Annotated in this window: 15 protein-coding genes; 1 reads left to right on the forward strand and 14 read right to left on the reverse strand. The window is 33.3% G+C overall.

The genetic code is table 11. The features are described 5' to 3' along the window. Nucleotides 1-4 precede the first annotated feature (4 nt). The 8 genes from ftsW to mraZ all read right to left on the reverse strand — a co-directional run bounded on the left by ftsW (nt 5) and on the right by mraZ (nt 8979). Complete coding sequence (gene ftsW, locus IKZ35_02920; GenBank protein MBR4892917.1) at nt 5-1102, reverse strand: putative lipid II flippase FtsW; 1098 nt, start codon at nt 1100-1102, stop codon at nt 5-7. A gap of 12 nt (nt 1103-1114) precedes the next feature. After that, a complete protein-coding gene (locus tag IKZ35_02925) occupies nt 1115-2071 on the reverse strand; it encodes a phospho-N-acetylmuramoyl-pentapeptide-transferase (GenBank protein ID MBR4892918.1) in 957 nt (318 codons plus the stop codon). 4 nt (nt 2072-2075) lie between these two features. Next, nucleotides 2076-3413, reverse strand: a complete 1338-nt coding sequence (locus IKZ35_02930) for a UDP-N-acetylmuramoyl-tripeptide--D-alanyl-D-alanine ligase (protein ID MBR4892919.1) — start codon at nt 3411-3413, stop codon at nt 2076-2078. 5 nt (nt 3414-3418) lie between these two features. After that, entirely contained in the window at nt 3419-4849 is a 1431-nt protein-coding gene (locus IKZ35_02935; protein ID MBR4892920.1) for a UDP-N-acetylmuramoyl-L-alanyl-D-glutamate--2,6-diaminopimelate ligase, read from the reverse strand. Between the two features lie 34 nt (nt 4850-4883). After that, entirely contained in the window at nt 4884-7055 is a 2172-nt protein-coding gene (locus tag IKZ35_02940) for a PASTA domain-containing protein (protein MBR4892921.1), read from the reverse strand. A gap of 85 nt (nt 7056-7140) precedes the next feature. Next, nucleotides 7141-7617: a cell division protein FtsL gene (locus IKZ35_02945; protein ID MBR4892922.1), complete on the reverse strand. Its 477-nt coding sequence runs from the start codon at nt 7615-7617 to the stop codon at nt 7141-7143. Beyond that, entirely contained in the window at nt 7607-8557 is a 951-nt protein-coding gene (gene rsmH / locus IKZ35_02950; GenBank protein ID MBR4892923.1) for a 16S rRNA (cytosine(1402)-N(4))-methyltransferase RsmH, read from the reverse strand. The genes IKZ35_02945 and rsmH overlap by 11 nt, the downstream gene beginning before the upstream one ends. Continuing rightward, nucleotides 8554-8979, reverse strand: coding sequence for a division/cell wall cluster transcriptional repressor MraZ (gene mraZ, locus IKZ35_02955; GenBank protein ID MBR4892924.1), 426 nt, complete (start codon nt 8977-8979; stop codon nt 8554-8556). Before mraZ ends, rsmH begins: the two co-directional genes overlap by 4 nt. Before the next feature lie 254 nt (nt 8980-9233). Here mraZ and gdhA point away from each other — a divergent pair, with 254 nt between their 5' ends. Next, nucleotides 9234-10583, forward strand: coding sequence for an NADP-specific glutamate dehydrogenase (gene gdhA, locus IKZ35_02960; protein MBR4892925.1), 1350 nt, complete (start codon nt 9234-9236; stop codon nt 10581-10583). A gap of 190 nt (nt 10584-10773) precedes the next feature. Here gdhA and IKZ35_02965 read toward each other — a convergent pair whose 3' ends face one another. From IKZ35_02965 to IKZ35_02990, 6 genes are all read right to left on the reverse strand, one after another. Beyond that, on the reverse strand, nt 10774-11640 hold the full coding sequence (locus IKZ35_02965; protein ID MBR4892926.1) for a DegV family protein: 867 nt from the start codon (nt 11638-11640) through the stop codon (nt 10774-10776). A gap of 84 nt (nt 11641-11724) precedes the next feature. Continuing rightward, a complete protein-coding gene (locus tag IKZ35_02970) occupies nt 11725-12126 on the reverse strand; it encodes a hypothetical protein (GenBank protein MBR4892927.1) in 402 nt (133 codons plus the stop codon). Further along, nucleotides 12126-12458: a hypothetical protein gene (locus tag IKZ35_02975; protein ID MBR4892928.1), complete on the reverse strand. Its 333-nt coding sequence runs from the start codon at nt 12456-12458 to the stop codon at nt 12126-12128. Before IKZ35_02975 ends, IKZ35_02970 begins: the two co-directional genes overlap by 1 nt. A gap of 17 nt (nt 12459-12475) precedes the next feature. After that, a complete protein-coding gene (locus tag IKZ35_02980; protein ID MBR4892929.1) occupies nt 12476-12697 on the reverse strand; it encodes a hypothetical protein in 222 nt (73 codons plus the stop codon). Nucleotides 12698-12881: 184 nt separating this feature from the next. Then, nucleotides 12882-13154: an HU family DNA-binding protein gene (locus IKZ35_02985; protein ID MBR4892930.1), complete on the reverse strand. Its 273-nt coding sequence runs from the start codon at nt 13152-13154 to the stop codon at nt 12882-12884. A 257-nt stretch (nt 13155-13411) separates the two neighbouring features. Then, nucleotides 13412-15007: a polysaccharide biosynthesis protein gene (locus IKZ35_02990; GenBank protein ID MBR4892931.1), complete on the reverse strand. Its 1596-nt coding sequence runs from the start codon at nt 15005-15007 to the stop codon at nt 13412-13414. Nucleotides 15008-15041: the final 34 nt, after the last annotated feature.

Genomic DNA, 15041 nt, shown 5'->3' on the forward strand with positions numbered 1-15041 from the left:
TTATTCAACCCCTTTTATAACGAGATATATTTAGTACTATTCCCATTGCTATCATCTGGAAAACAAAACTTGAGCCTCCTGCCGAGAAAAACGGAAGAGGAATACCTGTTGCAGGAAGCAGGTTTATTGCAACGCCTATATTTAATATAACCTGTATAATAATAAGTGCGCCCATACCGAACGCCATATAAGTACCGAATGAATCAGGACAGTCCACAGCGATTTTTATGCATCTAAAAAGTAAAATTCCAAAAAGCACTATAACTAAAGTTGCACCTATAAGACCGAGTTCTTCACAGATAATTGAAAATATGTAGTCATTCTGAGGTTCAGGGATATATAAATGCTTCTGCCTGCTTCGGCTTAACCCCAAGCCAAAAATTCCTCCTGAACTTATTGCGTAAAGAGATTGTACTATTTGCCATCCGTCTCCTAATTTATCCTGAAACGGGTCTAAATACGCAGTTATTCTCTTTAATCTATACGGTTCGCTTATCGCAAGAAAACCTCCTGCGCCTAAACCTAAAAATATAAGAGGAACATAAAATTTAAATTTTATACCGAATGATAAAAGCATAGTAAATACTGTGCCGCAAATAATGATAATTACCGAAAAGTGAGGCTGCAATAGTAAAAGAGCACAAGGGATACCCACTATTACTAAAAGAGGCACATAAATATTTGAAAAACTCTGTTTACTTTTCTCCATACTGGTAAAATACATAGCAAGGAGAATAACTATTGACACCTTTGTAAACTCAGATGGCTGAAATGTACCTATCCCAAGGTTTATCCATCTTTTAGCACCCTTTGTTTCAACACCGATTATAAGAACTAATATTAAAAGAATAATGTTTAATACATACATTAACATTCCGAACTTTTTATATTTCTTATAGTCAAACGATGCACAAAAAAGCAATGCGCCAAAACCTAAGACAGTCCAGATAAGTTGCTTTTTAACAAAATAGAAACTGTCTCCGTGCAAAACAAATGCAGACGGTGCACTTGCAGAAAAAATCATTATCAAGCCAAACAGCGACAGTATAACTACTGTCGCAAACAATACTCCGTCAAAGGATGATTTTTTTATTTTTTCCATTTATACCACATCCTAAAAACTAATAGTTCCAATAAATCCCAAAACGCAGAACAAAAGCGTGGTTAAAGAAAATAAAACAACAATTTTATTTTCTGAAAATCCGCACATTTCAAAATGGTGGTGGATAGGAGACATTTTAAAAACTCTCTTACCGAATAATTTAAAACTTGCAACCTGAATAACCACCGATAAAGATTCTATTACATATACAATTCCTAAAATAACAATAAGTAGCGGGTCGCCTGTTGAAACGCATATTCCCGTAACAAGAGCGCCTAAGAACAGGGAACCTGTATCCCCCATAAATACTTTTGCAGGATGAAGATTAAAAATCAAAAATGCAATAAGCGCACCTAATGAAGCTGCACTAAGTAAAGATAATCCTACCATACCTTTTATAAACATGGTAGCGGTAAGAAATACCAGAACGGTTGAGGTAATGCTTGTTGCAAGACCGTCAATACCGTCGGTTAAGTTAACGGAGTTAACCATATAGAATATTCCCACCATAACAAGCGGATAGTAAAAATAATATAAATCAAAACTGAATTTAAAAAACGGTATAAAAATTTTTGTATCTGTTAGGTTAAAATATCTTAATAAAAGCACAAAAGTTACAATAACCAGTATTAAACAAAGAGTTTTCTGCTTTGCGCTAAACCCTTTGTTTCTTTTTAGTTTAACCTTAATAAAGTCGTCAACAAAGCCTACTACACCACAAAGAAGTGCAAAGGCAAACACAATATATCCTCTTAAATCAAGATGGATAAAAGAAATTGTAAGCGCTATTGCTATAATAAATGCAATTCCACCCATTGTAGGAGTGCCTGATTTTTTCTTATGCCAGTTAGGTCCGTCTTCTAAAATCTGCTGACCGAATTTCAACTTTCTTAAATAAGGAATAAGCACAGGCGAAATGATAACACATATAAAAAATGAAATAACAAGTGATATAAATAATAAATTCATAATTTTATTTTAATAAGCCCTCGCTTATTTCCTCCATTTTATATTTTCTTGAACCTTTGATTAAAATTACATCATCGTCCTTGATATTGGCTTTAAGGTAGTTTAAAACTTCCATATTATCTCTAAAGTTTTTTTCACATAAAAAGCCCGAATCTTTTGCACCTTTATTTATGCAAAGAGCATCTTCAGTAACTGTTATAAGTTCGTCTACATCATATTCTTTTACTTTTCTTCCCACTTCTTCTAAAAGTTCATCGCGGAATTTTCCAAGTTCTAATACCGAGCCAAAAACTGCAATTTTTCTTTTACCTTTAGTTTTCTTTAAAACATCTAAAGATGCAATCATTGAATTTGGGGCTGCATTATAACAGTCTGAAATAATTGTAAAATTATCTTTCTTTATAATATTCTGCCTTATACCCTCTGGCTTAAAGTTCATAAGCCCTTCTTTTATTTTCTCTTTATCGTCTGTTAACTGCATTCCTACAGTTATTGCACAAAGTGCATTATAAACATTATGTATGCCAGGCGTATTTATGGTATACGAAAAACCACCTATTTTAAATTTTACCTTTGAGTCTTCTTCTATTATATCTTCTGCTAAAATATCACAGTTTTTATTGTTTATTCCGTAATATATAGTTTTTATATTTATTAAATCACGCGCGTTATATAAAAGTTCGTCATCTCCGTTTAAAATTATGCAGGAGTCTTTATTCATTCCCTTTAATATCTCAAGTTTTGCTTTTAATATGCCTTCTCTTGAGCCAAGATTTTCTATATGCGAATGTCCTATATTGGTTATTACCGAAATATCAGGGCAGACAATTTCGGATAAATACTCTATTTCTTTAAAATGGTTCATACCCATTTCAAAAACTGCGACTTTTTCATCTTCCAATCTGAAAGCAGTAAGAGGCACACCTATATCATTATTAAAGTTTCCGTTTGTTTTAAGGGTTGGAAAAAGATTACATAGCACAGATGCTATCATATCCTTAGTAGTTGTTTTGCCCACGCTTCCTGTAACTGCAACTTTTACAGGGTTTAGTTTTTTTATATAGTATCTTGCTATATCTCCCAATGCTTTTTTAGTGTCTTCTACCTTTATTACGGTTAGGTTGCCCTTGTAGTCTTTGCTTGTAAGCACTGCTTTGCAACCGTTTTTCTCAACATCCTCTAAAAAATCATGAGCGTCAAAGTTTTCGCCTAGAAGGGGAACAAAAAGGCTTTTTTCATCTGTGAGTCTGCTATCTGTTACAATTTTTGTAACTTCATCTGATGATTTTGATATAATTTTCCCTTTTGTTGCTTTAACTATTTCATCAATTTTTAAAAGCATTGAATTTAACCCCTTTTTAAAATTTCGTGTACTATTTCTCTTTCGTCAAAGTGAATTTTCCCTGTGCTAAGAATCTGATATGTTTCATGCCCTTTTCCTGCAAGAAGCACTACATCATTCTCTTTTGCAATTTTTAGGGCGTATTCTATCGCTTTATGTCTATTTTCTATTACTGTATAATTTTCCCCCACGACCCCTTTTGTAATATCATCTAAGATTTTATAAGGGTCTTCAGTTCTTGGGTTGTCAGAAGTGATAACTGTAAAATCTGATTTTGAAGTTGCGATTTTACCCATAATACTTCTCTTTTTATTATCCCTGTCTCCTCCGCATCCGAATAATGTTATAAGTCTACCCTGTTTAAATTCGTTTATAGTATCTATAACATTATCAAGCCCGTCGGGAGTGTGAGCATAGTCTATAATAACTGTATAGTCGGTATCAGTATCAACTACTTCAAGTCTTCCTTTTACTCCTTTATGATTCTTAAGAGCCATTCTTATAAAAGGCATAGGAACACCTAAAGCGGTTGCAACACTTATTGCAAGAAGAGAATTATATACATTAAATTTCCCAGGTATGCCTACTAAAATTCTTGAACATTCGTCATCTTTTGACACATTAAAAGAAACACCGTTTCTGTTTAGGAAAATATCAAATGCTTTGATATCGCCTTTTTCTATTCCGTATGTTACAACTTTATCTTTTGCTTTTGTTGCCATAAGTTCATAGTAACTGTCGTCAATATTTAAAACTGATATTTCTGATTTTTCAAAAAGAATGCTTTTTGCCTTTGCGTACTCTTTAATAGTTTTATGAAAATCAAGGTGGTCCTGTGTTATATTTGATATTGCGCCCACCTTAAAGTCTATTTCGCTTACCCTGTCAAGAAACAGAGAATGTGAAGAAACTTCCATAACAACATAGTTGACATTCTCGTCTGCCATTTCTTTTAATAAAAGGTTAAGTTCAAGTGAATCAGGAGTTGTTCTCTCTGCCGGTAAAATTTTGTCGCCTATCATATTCTGGTTTGTGCCGATAAGCCCTACTTTATATCCACACCCTTCAAGAATACTTTTTATAAGATAAGTAGATGTTGTTTTACCGTTAGTTCCTGTTATTCCGATTATCTGCATTTTTTTAGACGGATAACCGTAAAATGCTGCAGAAATAAAACTTAATGCTTTTCTTGAATTCTTTACTTTGATATAAGGCACATCGGTTAAAACATCCTCTTCGCCGATTACTGCAACTGCACCGCTTTCTACTGCGTTTTTAAAGTATTTATGCCCGTCGCTTTCATAGCCTTTTATGCACACAAATAAGTCGCCTTTTTTAACTTTACGCGAATCATAGCAAATACCTTTTATTTCGGTGTCTTTTTCATTTGTAAAACTCAAGTAATCAATACTTGAGAGAAGTTCCTTAAGTAGCATAGTCTTATTCCTTTTTACAAAATAGTTTTTATATTTATTCTTCTTTAAATTTAATGGTTATAATATTACCCTGCTCAAAAAACTTTCCTGCTTCAGGGCTTTGAGAAATAACTTTAAGTGCTGTTTTTTCTTCTTCGTTTAGTGTATGCGAGGATATATTAAACCCTGCTTCAATTATTTTTTTATACGCTTCGTTATATGTGAGGCCCAAAACATCTGGCACAACTTTGGTAGTGTCATTCGGGGTTTCTTCAGTATAAAGTATTACTGTTGCCGATTCTGCAACCACAACTCCCGCTTCAGGCACCTGCCTTACCACCACATTCTGACTGCCTTCAACCTTATATTTTAATGATGTTGAATTAAGTATTGCACGTGCTTCATCAATGTTTTTACCTACAACTGACGGAACAGTGTATTCTTTTATCATTTCTTCTTCGGTTAAATCAGGTTCAACGCCAAGATATCTTAATGTGTCTTCCATAATACTTTTAACAACAGGAGCAGCAACCATACTTCCCATATACTGGTCTCCCCCAGGTTCATCTAATATTACAAGACAGGCTATCTGAGGGTCGTTTGCAGGGGCAAAACCAACAAAGGAAGCAATATATTTACCGTTACCCCTTGGCTGTTTTTCACTTGTTCCTGTTTTTCCTGCTATATGATACCCTTGAATAAATGCGCTTTTACCTCCACCGTCAACAACAACGTTTTCAAGAACCTGACAAAGAAGTTTGGATGTTTCTTCGCTTATAACCTGACGCACAACTTCTGTTTTAAATTCTTCTATAACATTTCCCTCGTCGTCAACATATTTTTTAACAACAAAAGGTCTTAATAACTTACCTTTATTTGCAACTGCTGAAACTGCTGTTATCATCTGGAGAGGAGTTATCTGAAAGCCCTGACCGAAAGATGATGTTGCAAGTTCTGTTGTATTGAAATTCTCAGGAGTAAAGAATATACCGTTTGTTTCTCCGTTTAACTCAATACCTGTTGTTTCGGTAAAACCGAATGCTTTATAAAATTTATAGAAATCTTCATGCCCCACTCTTTCGCCTATATCCATAAAAACAGGGTTACATGAATTTTTTATTCCTTCTACAAAATTTTCTGTGCCATGCCCTTCTCTTTTCCAGCAGTGAATTCTGTATCCTCCCACTTGTCTGTAACCGTTACAGTTAAAAGAATCGTTAAGGGATACTTTGCCTGTTTCAAGCCCCATTGCAGAAACTACTATTTTAAATGTAGAACCAGGCTCGTAACTGTCAACAACCGCTTTGTTTCTCCACATTGCTGACAATGCTTCGCTCTCTTTTTTTCTTCTTGTTTCTCCGTCGGTTATTGTTAAAAGTTCGCTTTTTACAGTTTCACTGTTAAGAGTAAAAGGATTGTTAAGGTCAAAATCGGGTTTAGTTGCCATAGCAAGTATTTCGCCCGTTTTTATATCCATAATAATTCCTGCGGCCCCATTTTGAATTTTATTGTCTATAACTGCAGTTTCAAGATGTTTTTCCAAAAAGTGCTGCATAGTCTGGTCAATGGTAAGAACTACATTTACTCCGTCTTCAGGGTTATAGTATCTTTCATATTTATATGGCATTTCATTTCCGTCTGCACTTTTGGCTGTAACTATTCTTCCCGATTTACCTTTAAGCACAGAATCGCAAATCATTTCTATTCCCCAAAGTCCCTGATTGTCAACCCCTGTAAAGCCTATTAAGTGAGATGCAAAATTTCCGTTAGGATAGTATCTTTTGGTGTCTTCATCAAGATACACTCCACTAAAATCTTTTTCTCTTATTTTATCTGCAACATCTTTTTCAACTTTCTTTTTTATAATTTCGTAAGATGTTTTTTTATCTATTTTCTTATTTACTTCTTCTTTATCAATTTCAAGTATCAAAGCCAGAGTTTCTGCTATTTCGTCCCTGTTTTCTGCTTTTCTTACGGTAGGAGGAGAAATACTTACTGTTTCAACAGATGCACTTACTGCCAGAGGTTTACCGTTTCTGTCATAAATAGTTCCTCTTTTAGGCGTTATAAGTCGGTCTCTTGTCTGCTGTTCTATTGCCTGTTTTTTATATTCGTCCCCTTTAACTATGGTAAGGTATCCTATTCTTACAACAAGAACAACAAATAAAAAAATTGCACAGGAAAACATAATAATTATTCTTTTTTTTATTTTATTTACACTTGCCATATTTCCCCTTGCTCCTCTTTTTATTTTGCCATAAAACTACAATTAGGGGAATGAAACCATCCCCCTACAAATTATATGTCAGTCTTTAATTAGAATATTCGTAATATCCGTTCAAAGCCTTTATCAATGACGCAAAGATATTTTTATCCTTTTTGGAATTTACATTCTGGCTCTTTACTTCTCCATAATCTTTAGGCTCGGTTGAAACATAGATAATCTGATTTTTCTTAGGCTGATTCATATTAAGTTTTGCAATAGCGATTTCTTCAACTTTTCTTAAGTCTATCTGAGAATTGATGTCTACTTCAAGTTTTTTATTACTGTTCACCATCGCACTGTATTCATTTTTAATTGCAGTAAGTTCTGCTTTCTGCTCGTTTATAGTCGCAGTTTTAATAAGAAGTGTTGCAATTATTGCTATCATATAAAAAGCACAGATTGCCACAAAAAAAGCAGAAGATTTCTTATTCTGGGTATTTTGTTTTTTAGCTTCCTTAATAAGATTGTCAACTTCGTTAAACTCGTCCACCTTATAGGCTAAACTTGTACGGTTATACCTCATTTTCTCCCACCTTTTCTATTATTCGTAATTTTGCACTTGTTGAGCGCAAGTTATATAAAACTTCATCTTCGTCTGCTGTAAGCGGCTTTCTTGTAATCAATTTACCCTGTGGTTTATTGTTACACACGCATACAGGAAAATCTTTAGGACATATACATCCTCTCTGATAGTCGTTAAACACATTTTTAACAATTCTGTCTTCCAATGAATGAAAGGTTATAACACATAATCTTCCACCTAACGACAGAGAAGCAAAAAAATCTTTTACTGAGTTTTCCAAAAGAGCAAGTTCTTCGTTAACCTCAATTCTTATAGCCTGAAATGTTCTCTTTGCTTTATGAGGCCCTTTAAGAGCAATTTTTGCAGGCATTGAACTGTTAATTATATCAACAAGTTCAAAGGTTGTTTCGATAGGTTTTATCTCTCTTCTTTTAACTATATTATTCGCAATGTTTTTAGCAAATTTTTCTTCCCCGTAATCTCTTATAATTCTATATAGGTCAGAAAAACTGTATGTATTTATTACCTCTTTTGCGCTTATCCCTGACTCCTGATTCATTCTCATATCAAGAGGGGAATCAAAACGATAAGAAAAACCACGTTTTTCATTATCAAGTTGATAGGAGGATACTCCAAGGTCTGCAAGAACTCCGTCAACCTTATCTATATTTAAATCTTTTAATACATTTTTAATTTCGCTGTAATTGGAATGAACAAGAATTACCCTGCATTTTAACCCTTCAAGTTTTTCCCCTGCGGCTTTTAATGCTTCTTTATCCCTGTCTATACCGATTAAAATACCGTTTTCAGATAATTTTTCGCCGATTAAGCGGCTATGCCCTCCGCCTCCCACTGTGGCGTCTACATATATTCCGTCTTCTTTTATATTAAGTCCGTCTATACATTGAGTAGGCATTATAGGTTTATGTTCAAACATCATAATCCTAAAATCTCCATCTGAGAAGTAATTTCTTCAACATTCATATTATCTAAACTGTTCATACCGTCAAACTCTTCGGCATCCCAGATTTCAAGGCGGTTACTTACACCTGCAATAACAATATCTTTCTTTAACTTTGCATAGTCCTTAAGATGAGAGGCAAGAAGCACTCTTCCCTGTTTATCGCAGGACACCTTTTCAGTATTGTTGAAGAAAAACCTCTGAATGTTACCTGCAGAACTCATAGGCAGTGAGCGTAGTTTTTCTTCTAACTTTTTCCATTCGTTTTCCGGATACACAAAAAGACAGTTAGAAAGCCCACGGGTAATATAAAAATACTCGCCAAGTTCCTCTCTGTATTTAGATGGAAATATTATACGACCTTTAGGGTCAATAGCATGTCTATTTTGTCCGTAAAACAAATTTTCACCTCGCTTTGAAAACCACTTTTCACCACTTTGATGCATTTTCAAACCATTTATATTGAAAATATACCATTTTTAAATTAAAAAATCAATAGTTTTTTACAAATTTATTAAAAATTTTTTTCATTTAGGAAACAGATTTGATAAAATCTCCAATATTAAAGTTTTTTAAATAAAAATATTGCAATAGAAATTGAAATATAGTATAATTTTTTAGAATGAATATTAATAATTTAATGGAGGGGTAGATTATGAATCTAAAAAATGAATATCTTTTAGGAATTTATGATTCTGTTGCTAAGAAAAACAGCACAGAGCCTGAATTCTTACAGGCAGTTGGAGAAGTTTTAGAATCTTTAGAACCAATTGTTAACAAAAATCCTGAAATGGAAAAAACAGGCGTTATTGATAGAATAGTAGAACCTGAAAGAACAATTATCTTCAGAGTATCCTGGGTTGACGATAATGGAAAAGTTCAGGTTAACAGAGGTTACAGAGTTCAGTACAACTCTGCAATCGGCCCTTACAAAGGAGGAATTCGTTTCCATCCGTCTGTTAACTTAAGCGTTATTAAATTCTTAGGTTTTGAGCAGATATTTAAAAATTCTCTTACAGGTTTACCTATGGGCGGAGGTAAAGGTGGTTCTGACTTTGACCCTAAAGGAAAATCTGACAATGAAATTATGAGATTCTGCCAGAGTTTTATGACTGAACTTGCTAAACACATCGGCCCTGACACAGATGTTCCTGCAGGGGATATCGGAGTTGGAGCAAGAGAAATCGGCTTTATGTTCGGTCAGTATAAAAGACTTCAGAACGAATTTACAGGAGTTCTTACAGGTAAAGGTTTAACTTACGGTGGCTCTCTTGCAAGAAAAGAAGCAACAGGTTACGGTCTATGCTACTTTACAGACGAAATGTTAAAAGCAGCAGGTAAATCTTTTGAAGGTAAAACAGTAGTTGTTTCAGGCTCAGGAAATGTTGCTATTTACGCATGTGAAAAAGCGACAGAACTTGGTGCAAAAGTTGTGGCAATGTCTGACTCTAACGGTTACATATATGATAAAGACGGAATTGATTTAGACCTTGTTAAGAAAATCAAGGAAGTTGAAAGAAAAAGAATTTCTGAATATGTTAACTATAAAAAAGACGCAGTTTATACTGAAGGTTGCAAAGGAATATGGACTGTTAAATGTGATATAGCACTTCCTTGCGCTACTCAGAACGAACTTGATTTAGAAGGTGCAAAAGCACTTGTTGCAAACGGATGCTTTGCAGTTAGTGAAGGTGCAAATATGCCTTCAACTCCAGAAGCAGTTCAGACATTCTTATCAAGCGGCGTATTATTCGGCCCTGCAAAAGCGGCTAACGCCGGTGGTGTTGCAACATCAGGTCTTGAAATGAGCCAGAACTCACAAAGACTTTCTTGGTCATTTGAAGAAGTTGATTTAAAATTAAAAGGTATTATGAAAAATATCTTCAAAAATACATACGAAGCATCAAAAGAATGTGGTTGTGAAGGCAATCTTGTTGTTGGTGCAAATGTTGCCGGTTTCTTAAAAGTTTATGAAGCAATGAAATGGCAAGGCGTTGCATACTAATTATAAATTTTAAGACATAAAAAAAGAATCAAGCAAATGCCGAGTGTTATTATGAACACTCGGCAGTTTTATTCGCCTTGCGGCGAGTGATATTTATTTTATAAGTGATATTTGCGAAGCAAAGAATATCACTAAAAAATTTAAAGCCTGAAACATTATTCGTTTCAGGCTTTTAAAATTTTTAATTTTATTATTTTCCGTAATATATAACTCCTATGGTTTCAGGACCTGTATTAGTAGTAATACAACAGCCAAGTTTAATTCTTTTAACACTTTTCGGATTCAGAACATTCTTAATTTCTTCTTCAATTTTTAATAAAGTTTCTTCACTGTTTGAGCCGTGAACTAAAATTATATCTTCGTCCTGAACATTAAAGGCATCTTCCTTAACAAGTTCAACAACTTTGGATATTGCTGCTTTCTCACCTCTGGTTTTAGCCATAACCTCAACCTTACGGTCATATATCTTCATTATAGGCTTTAATCCCAATGCATCTCCCACAACAGCAGAAAGAATAGATATTCTTCCGCTTTTTTTTGCAAATTTCAGAGTGGTCATATAAGCATATGCTTTCATTCTGTGAATTCTGTTTTCCAAGAATGCAGAAACTTCTTCAAAACTTTTTCCTTCTTTTATAAGTTTTGCACCCATTAGAACAGGCACTCCGTACAGTGCTGTATAACATTTTGAATCTATGAATTTAAACTCTGCTTTATTCGGATATTGCTCATTAAACATACCAGCGGCAAGGTTGGCACTGTTAAACGTACCACTTGCAGTACCGTTTATTGTAACTACAATAAACTTATTAAACCCCTTGTTATAGTTTTCTATATAACTATCAAGAAATTCTTGCGGACTGACCTGCGATGTTGTAGGAATTTCGTCGCATTTATTTAAAACTTCCCAATATTCTTCTTTAGATAAATCATATTGCTCTTTATACACCTTAGAATCTATCACGATTGAAAAAGGAATGAGAACGATATCATTTTCTATTGCCTCTTTAATATCAATATCCGATGAAGTATCTGTAATAATTTTAATTTTATCCATAACGCCCTCCACCATAATTTTATATGAATATTGTATCAACAATATACTTAAAAATCAAGGGGTATTTGCATTATTAAAAATTTATTAACAATTCAAAAGACACATTAAAGGGTTTATAATACGGGCACATTTTAATAAATCATAATAAAAATATAAATCAAATTTTTTTAAAATTCTGTAAACTCCCGCTTCGCTAAGATAGTTGTCCATAGAAACCCTGCACACCTTCTTTCCTTTCATATATACTTCTTTTGCAATATATGAATCAAAAGAATCTAATCTTTGGCAGGTTTTTATAAATACTGCTTTGTATATACTTATGTATTTTTTAAGTTTTGTAAGGTTTCTTTTGGATGTATCAATTCCTTTTGATTTTAAAATATCTAAATAATAACTTTTCCCCAAGAGTGCTTCTTCAATATAATTACTATATTTATTTATTTCAAAGTATTTCTTGGCAAGTCTTTTTATTCTTACAGCGTTCATTACAGTAATATCACCTCGAATGTTATTGCAGCAAATTCCTTTAAAATTTTATTTTTAAGATTATATATGTGAGCAACACTGTACATATTCTCCCCTGCAATCTCGGTTAAAGTTTTATCCCCTAAAATATTTTCATAAAGAATTTTCCCCTTTAATGTATCCTTTTTATAATCATCATTTAATTTAATATGTTCTATAAGTTCCTTAAAGGCTTTATTCTCAAATTTATCCAAAATTCCAAATTTAATTGAACTTTTATAAAGTTGAAATGTGCAGGATATATCCTTTATGTACTTTTTTATCTCTTTTTCATCTCTTATAATCTTAATCATATGTATTCCTCCTTACTTTAGTTGCGTTTTGCAACAAATGGTGCAAAAATTTTTATGGTCTGGTCAGTTGTAAGCGATAAAATTCGCTTGATTGTTACAATTTCCCCTAAAGTAAACTTTCTTGGGTTATAGAGTTTATACTTTAGTTGATTAGCGCTTAACCCACACTCCCTGCAGATTTCCTCCCTCTCTTTGAGGTTTCTTCTCATCCTTTCTCTTAAGTGAATCAGTTTTGTCATATTAACCTCCTTTGTTTTGTTGCGTTTTGCAACTTTAATGTAACATAAATGGAAGTAAATGTCAATATTCTTTTTTTATAAGAAAATGGGTAAAAATTTTATTAAAGAAAAAAATATATACAATAAAAAAATCCGAACGAAATCGTTCGGATTTTTTTATACTATTAAGAAACTTAATACTAAATTATTTAACAGCGTCTTTTAAAGCTTTACCAGCTTTGAATACAGGAATCTTTGTAGCAGGAATAGTGATTTCCTTCTTAGTCTGAGGATTTCTGCCTTTTCTTGCTGCTCTTTTTCTAACTTCGTAAGAGCCAAAGCCTACTAACTGAACTTTATCGCCTTTTTTAAGAGCTTCAGTAATAGCATTGATAGTAGCATCTAATGCAGCTGTAGCATCTTTCTTAGAGATTTTTGCTTCTTCAACGATAGCGTTGATTAATTCAGTTTTGTTCATAAGAGTATACCCCTTTCATTAATATAATATTATATTTTAATTAAGTGTTTGCATATATGTACTTACACTTAGTTAAATGCTTAAATTGGTTGTCCTACTTTAGTTTAGAATATTTTGACATATTAACTAATAGACACACCATTATTATCCAACATTTTATTCATTTTGTCAATACTTTCTTTGCTAAAAGATTATGAAATTTAAATTTTTTTTATTTTTTTATTCGTTTTATACGCTAAATTACCATTAATTTACTTTTATATCAGTTTAAACCTTTCAAGCACCTTTGTTATCTTATCCCCTTTAGGAAGCATAGACAAATCATATCTATTAAGTGCTTTAATAAGAAGAAAGAATATTACATAAATAATTGCAGCAATACTTATTGCACCCAGGGTTGATATAAAATTTCCACACAAGGAGGAAATAAAAGAATATGAATAAATGGCAACCGCTGCCGTTACAATACCTAAAGATAAAGGTTTAATTATAAAATCTTTTATTCCGAATTTAAGCCCTGTTATCTTCTTTATCTGATAAAGATTAAGGGACATAACAGTTATATAACATAAAAGAGTACCAATAGGCGCACCGTTTATGTTAATTTCGGGACGGGATACTAAAACATAATTTACGCCTATTTTAACTATTCCGCCAATCAACATATTAACAACAGGAACCCATGGACGATTATACGCCTGAAGTATAGCATTGGACACCTGCACAACAGTAACAAACAAAACAGATATACCCATAACATTAAGTAAAAATGAATGGTTCGGATCACTGTATACAAGTTCAAGAATAGGACTTGCTAAAGCACTTAAACCAACTGCACAAGGCATAGCAATAAGAATTGTTACTTTAAGAGCAGTTTTAACATTTAAAATGGCTTTTTTGTTATCTTTTAGGGCAATATTAGAAGCAATGGCAGGGACAATAGAAATTGCAATAGCAGAAATTATTGTAGGCGGAAAGTTAAACAAAGTGATAGCCCTGTTTAAATATCCGAAAAGTTCATCCCTTTTCGCTTCCATAAAGCCGATTCCCTCAAGTTGCCTTAATACTGTGGCAGCATCAATAACCGATGTTAAAGTAAAAACAGAAACTCCCAGAGTAATAGGAATTGCAAGTTTTATAAGTTTAGCTAAAATTTCTTTGCTTTTCTTAGCGTCGTAAGGTGTATAAACTAAATTCTTTTCTCTTTTTTTGCTATGATAAATCATAAGAAAAATCATACTGAAAAAAGTTCCTACTGTAACACCTAAAATTGCACCTGCAGCACCTATATAATAAACCTTGTATATTTTAATAGCATAATAAGCAAAGAGAAGTCCGAAGACCAGTTTGCAAAAGGCTTCTATAACTTCTGAAACTGCAGTGGGCATCATATTTTCTCTGCCCTGATAATACCCTCTGTAACTACTTGAGAGGCACACGAAGAACAAACTTGGAGCCATAAACATAAGCGCTATTTTGCTTGTGCCCGAACTGTTTATTTTAGATAACAGCCCCGCTCCGAAAAACAGAATTAAAAAGGCAATAATTCCGACAACTAAAAGAAGTTTACGCGATATTTTAAATATCCTTTCTCCCTCAGTAAAATCGTCGTTTGCTATTGCTTCCGATACCATTTTGGAAATAGCAACAGGAAGCCCTGCAGTAGATACAACGAAAAGCCAACTGTAAATAATATAAGCCTGAGAATAAACGCCCATCCCTTTTGGCCCTAAAATATATGTGTCAAGAGGAATTTTATAAAGCGCACCTATAAACTTAGCCAATATATGTGCTACTGCTATAACAAATGCACCAACAACAAAATTTGAAGCCTGTTTCTTTATTTTTTCCAAAATAGCCCCTCCGTTCATACTACATATAAGTATT

Source organism: Clostridia bacterium (assembly GCA_017554615.1).
Taxonomy (GTDB): domain Bacteria; phylum Bacillota; class Clostridia; order UMGS1840; family HGM11507; genus SIG450.

What these genes read in the sequence shown, in the direction of transcription:
- ftsW (MBR4892917.1), bottom strand. Translation starts at nt 1,102, where the DNA reads ATGGAAAAAATAAAAAAATCATCCTTTGACGGAGTATTGTTTGCGACA.
- IKZ35_02925 (MBR4892918.1), bottom strand. Translation starts at nt 2,071, where the DNA reads ATGAATTTATTATTTATATCACTTGTTATTTCATTTTTTATATGTGTT.
- IKZ35_02930 (MBR4892919.1), bottom strand. Translation starts at nt 3,413, where the DNA reads ATGCTTTTAAAAATTGATGAAATAGTTAAAGCAACAAAAGGGAAAATT.
- IKZ35_02935 (MBR4892920.1), bottom strand. Translation starts at nt 4,849, where the DNA reads ATGCTACTTAAGGAACTTCTCTCAAGTATTGATTACTTGAGTTTTACA.
- IKZ35_02940 (MBR4892921.1), bottom strand. Translation starts at nt 7,055, where the DNA reads ATGGCAAGTGTAAATAAAATAAAAAAAAGAATAATTATTATGTTTTCC.
- IKZ35_02945 (MBR4892922.1), bottom strand. Translation starts at nt 7,617, where the DNA reads ATGAGGTATAACCGTACAAGTTTAGCCTATAAGGTGGACGAGTTTAAC.
- rsmH (MBR4892923.1), bottom strand. Translation starts at nt 8,557, where the DNA reads ATGATGTTTGAACATAAACCTATAATGCCTACTCAATGTATAGACGGA.
- gdhA (MBR4892925.1), top strand. Translation starts at nt 9,234, where the DNA reads ATGAATCTAAAAAATGAATATCTTTTAGGAATTTATGATTCTGTTGCT.
- IKZ35_02965 (MBR4892926.1), bottom strand. Translation starts at nt 11,640, where the DNA reads ATGGATAAAATTAAAATTATTACAGATACTTCATCGGATATTGATATT.
- IKZ35_02970 (MBR4892927.1), bottom strand. Translation starts at nt 12,126, where the DNA reads ATGAACGCTGTAAGAATAAAAAGACTTGCCAAGAAATACTTTGAAATA.
- IKZ35_02975 (MBR4892928.1), bottom strand. Translation starts at nt 12,458, where the DNA reads ATGATTAAGATTATAAGAGATGAAAAAGAGATAAAAAAGTACATAAAG.
- IKZ35_02980 (MBR4892929.1), bottom strand. Translation starts at nt 12,697, where the DNA reads ATGACAAAACTGATTCACTTAAGAGAAAGGATGAGAAGAAACCTCAAA.
- IKZ35_02985 (MBR4892930.1), bottom strand. Translation starts at nt 13,154, where the DNA reads ATGAACAAAACTGAATTAATCAACGCTATCGTTGAAGAAGCAAAAATC.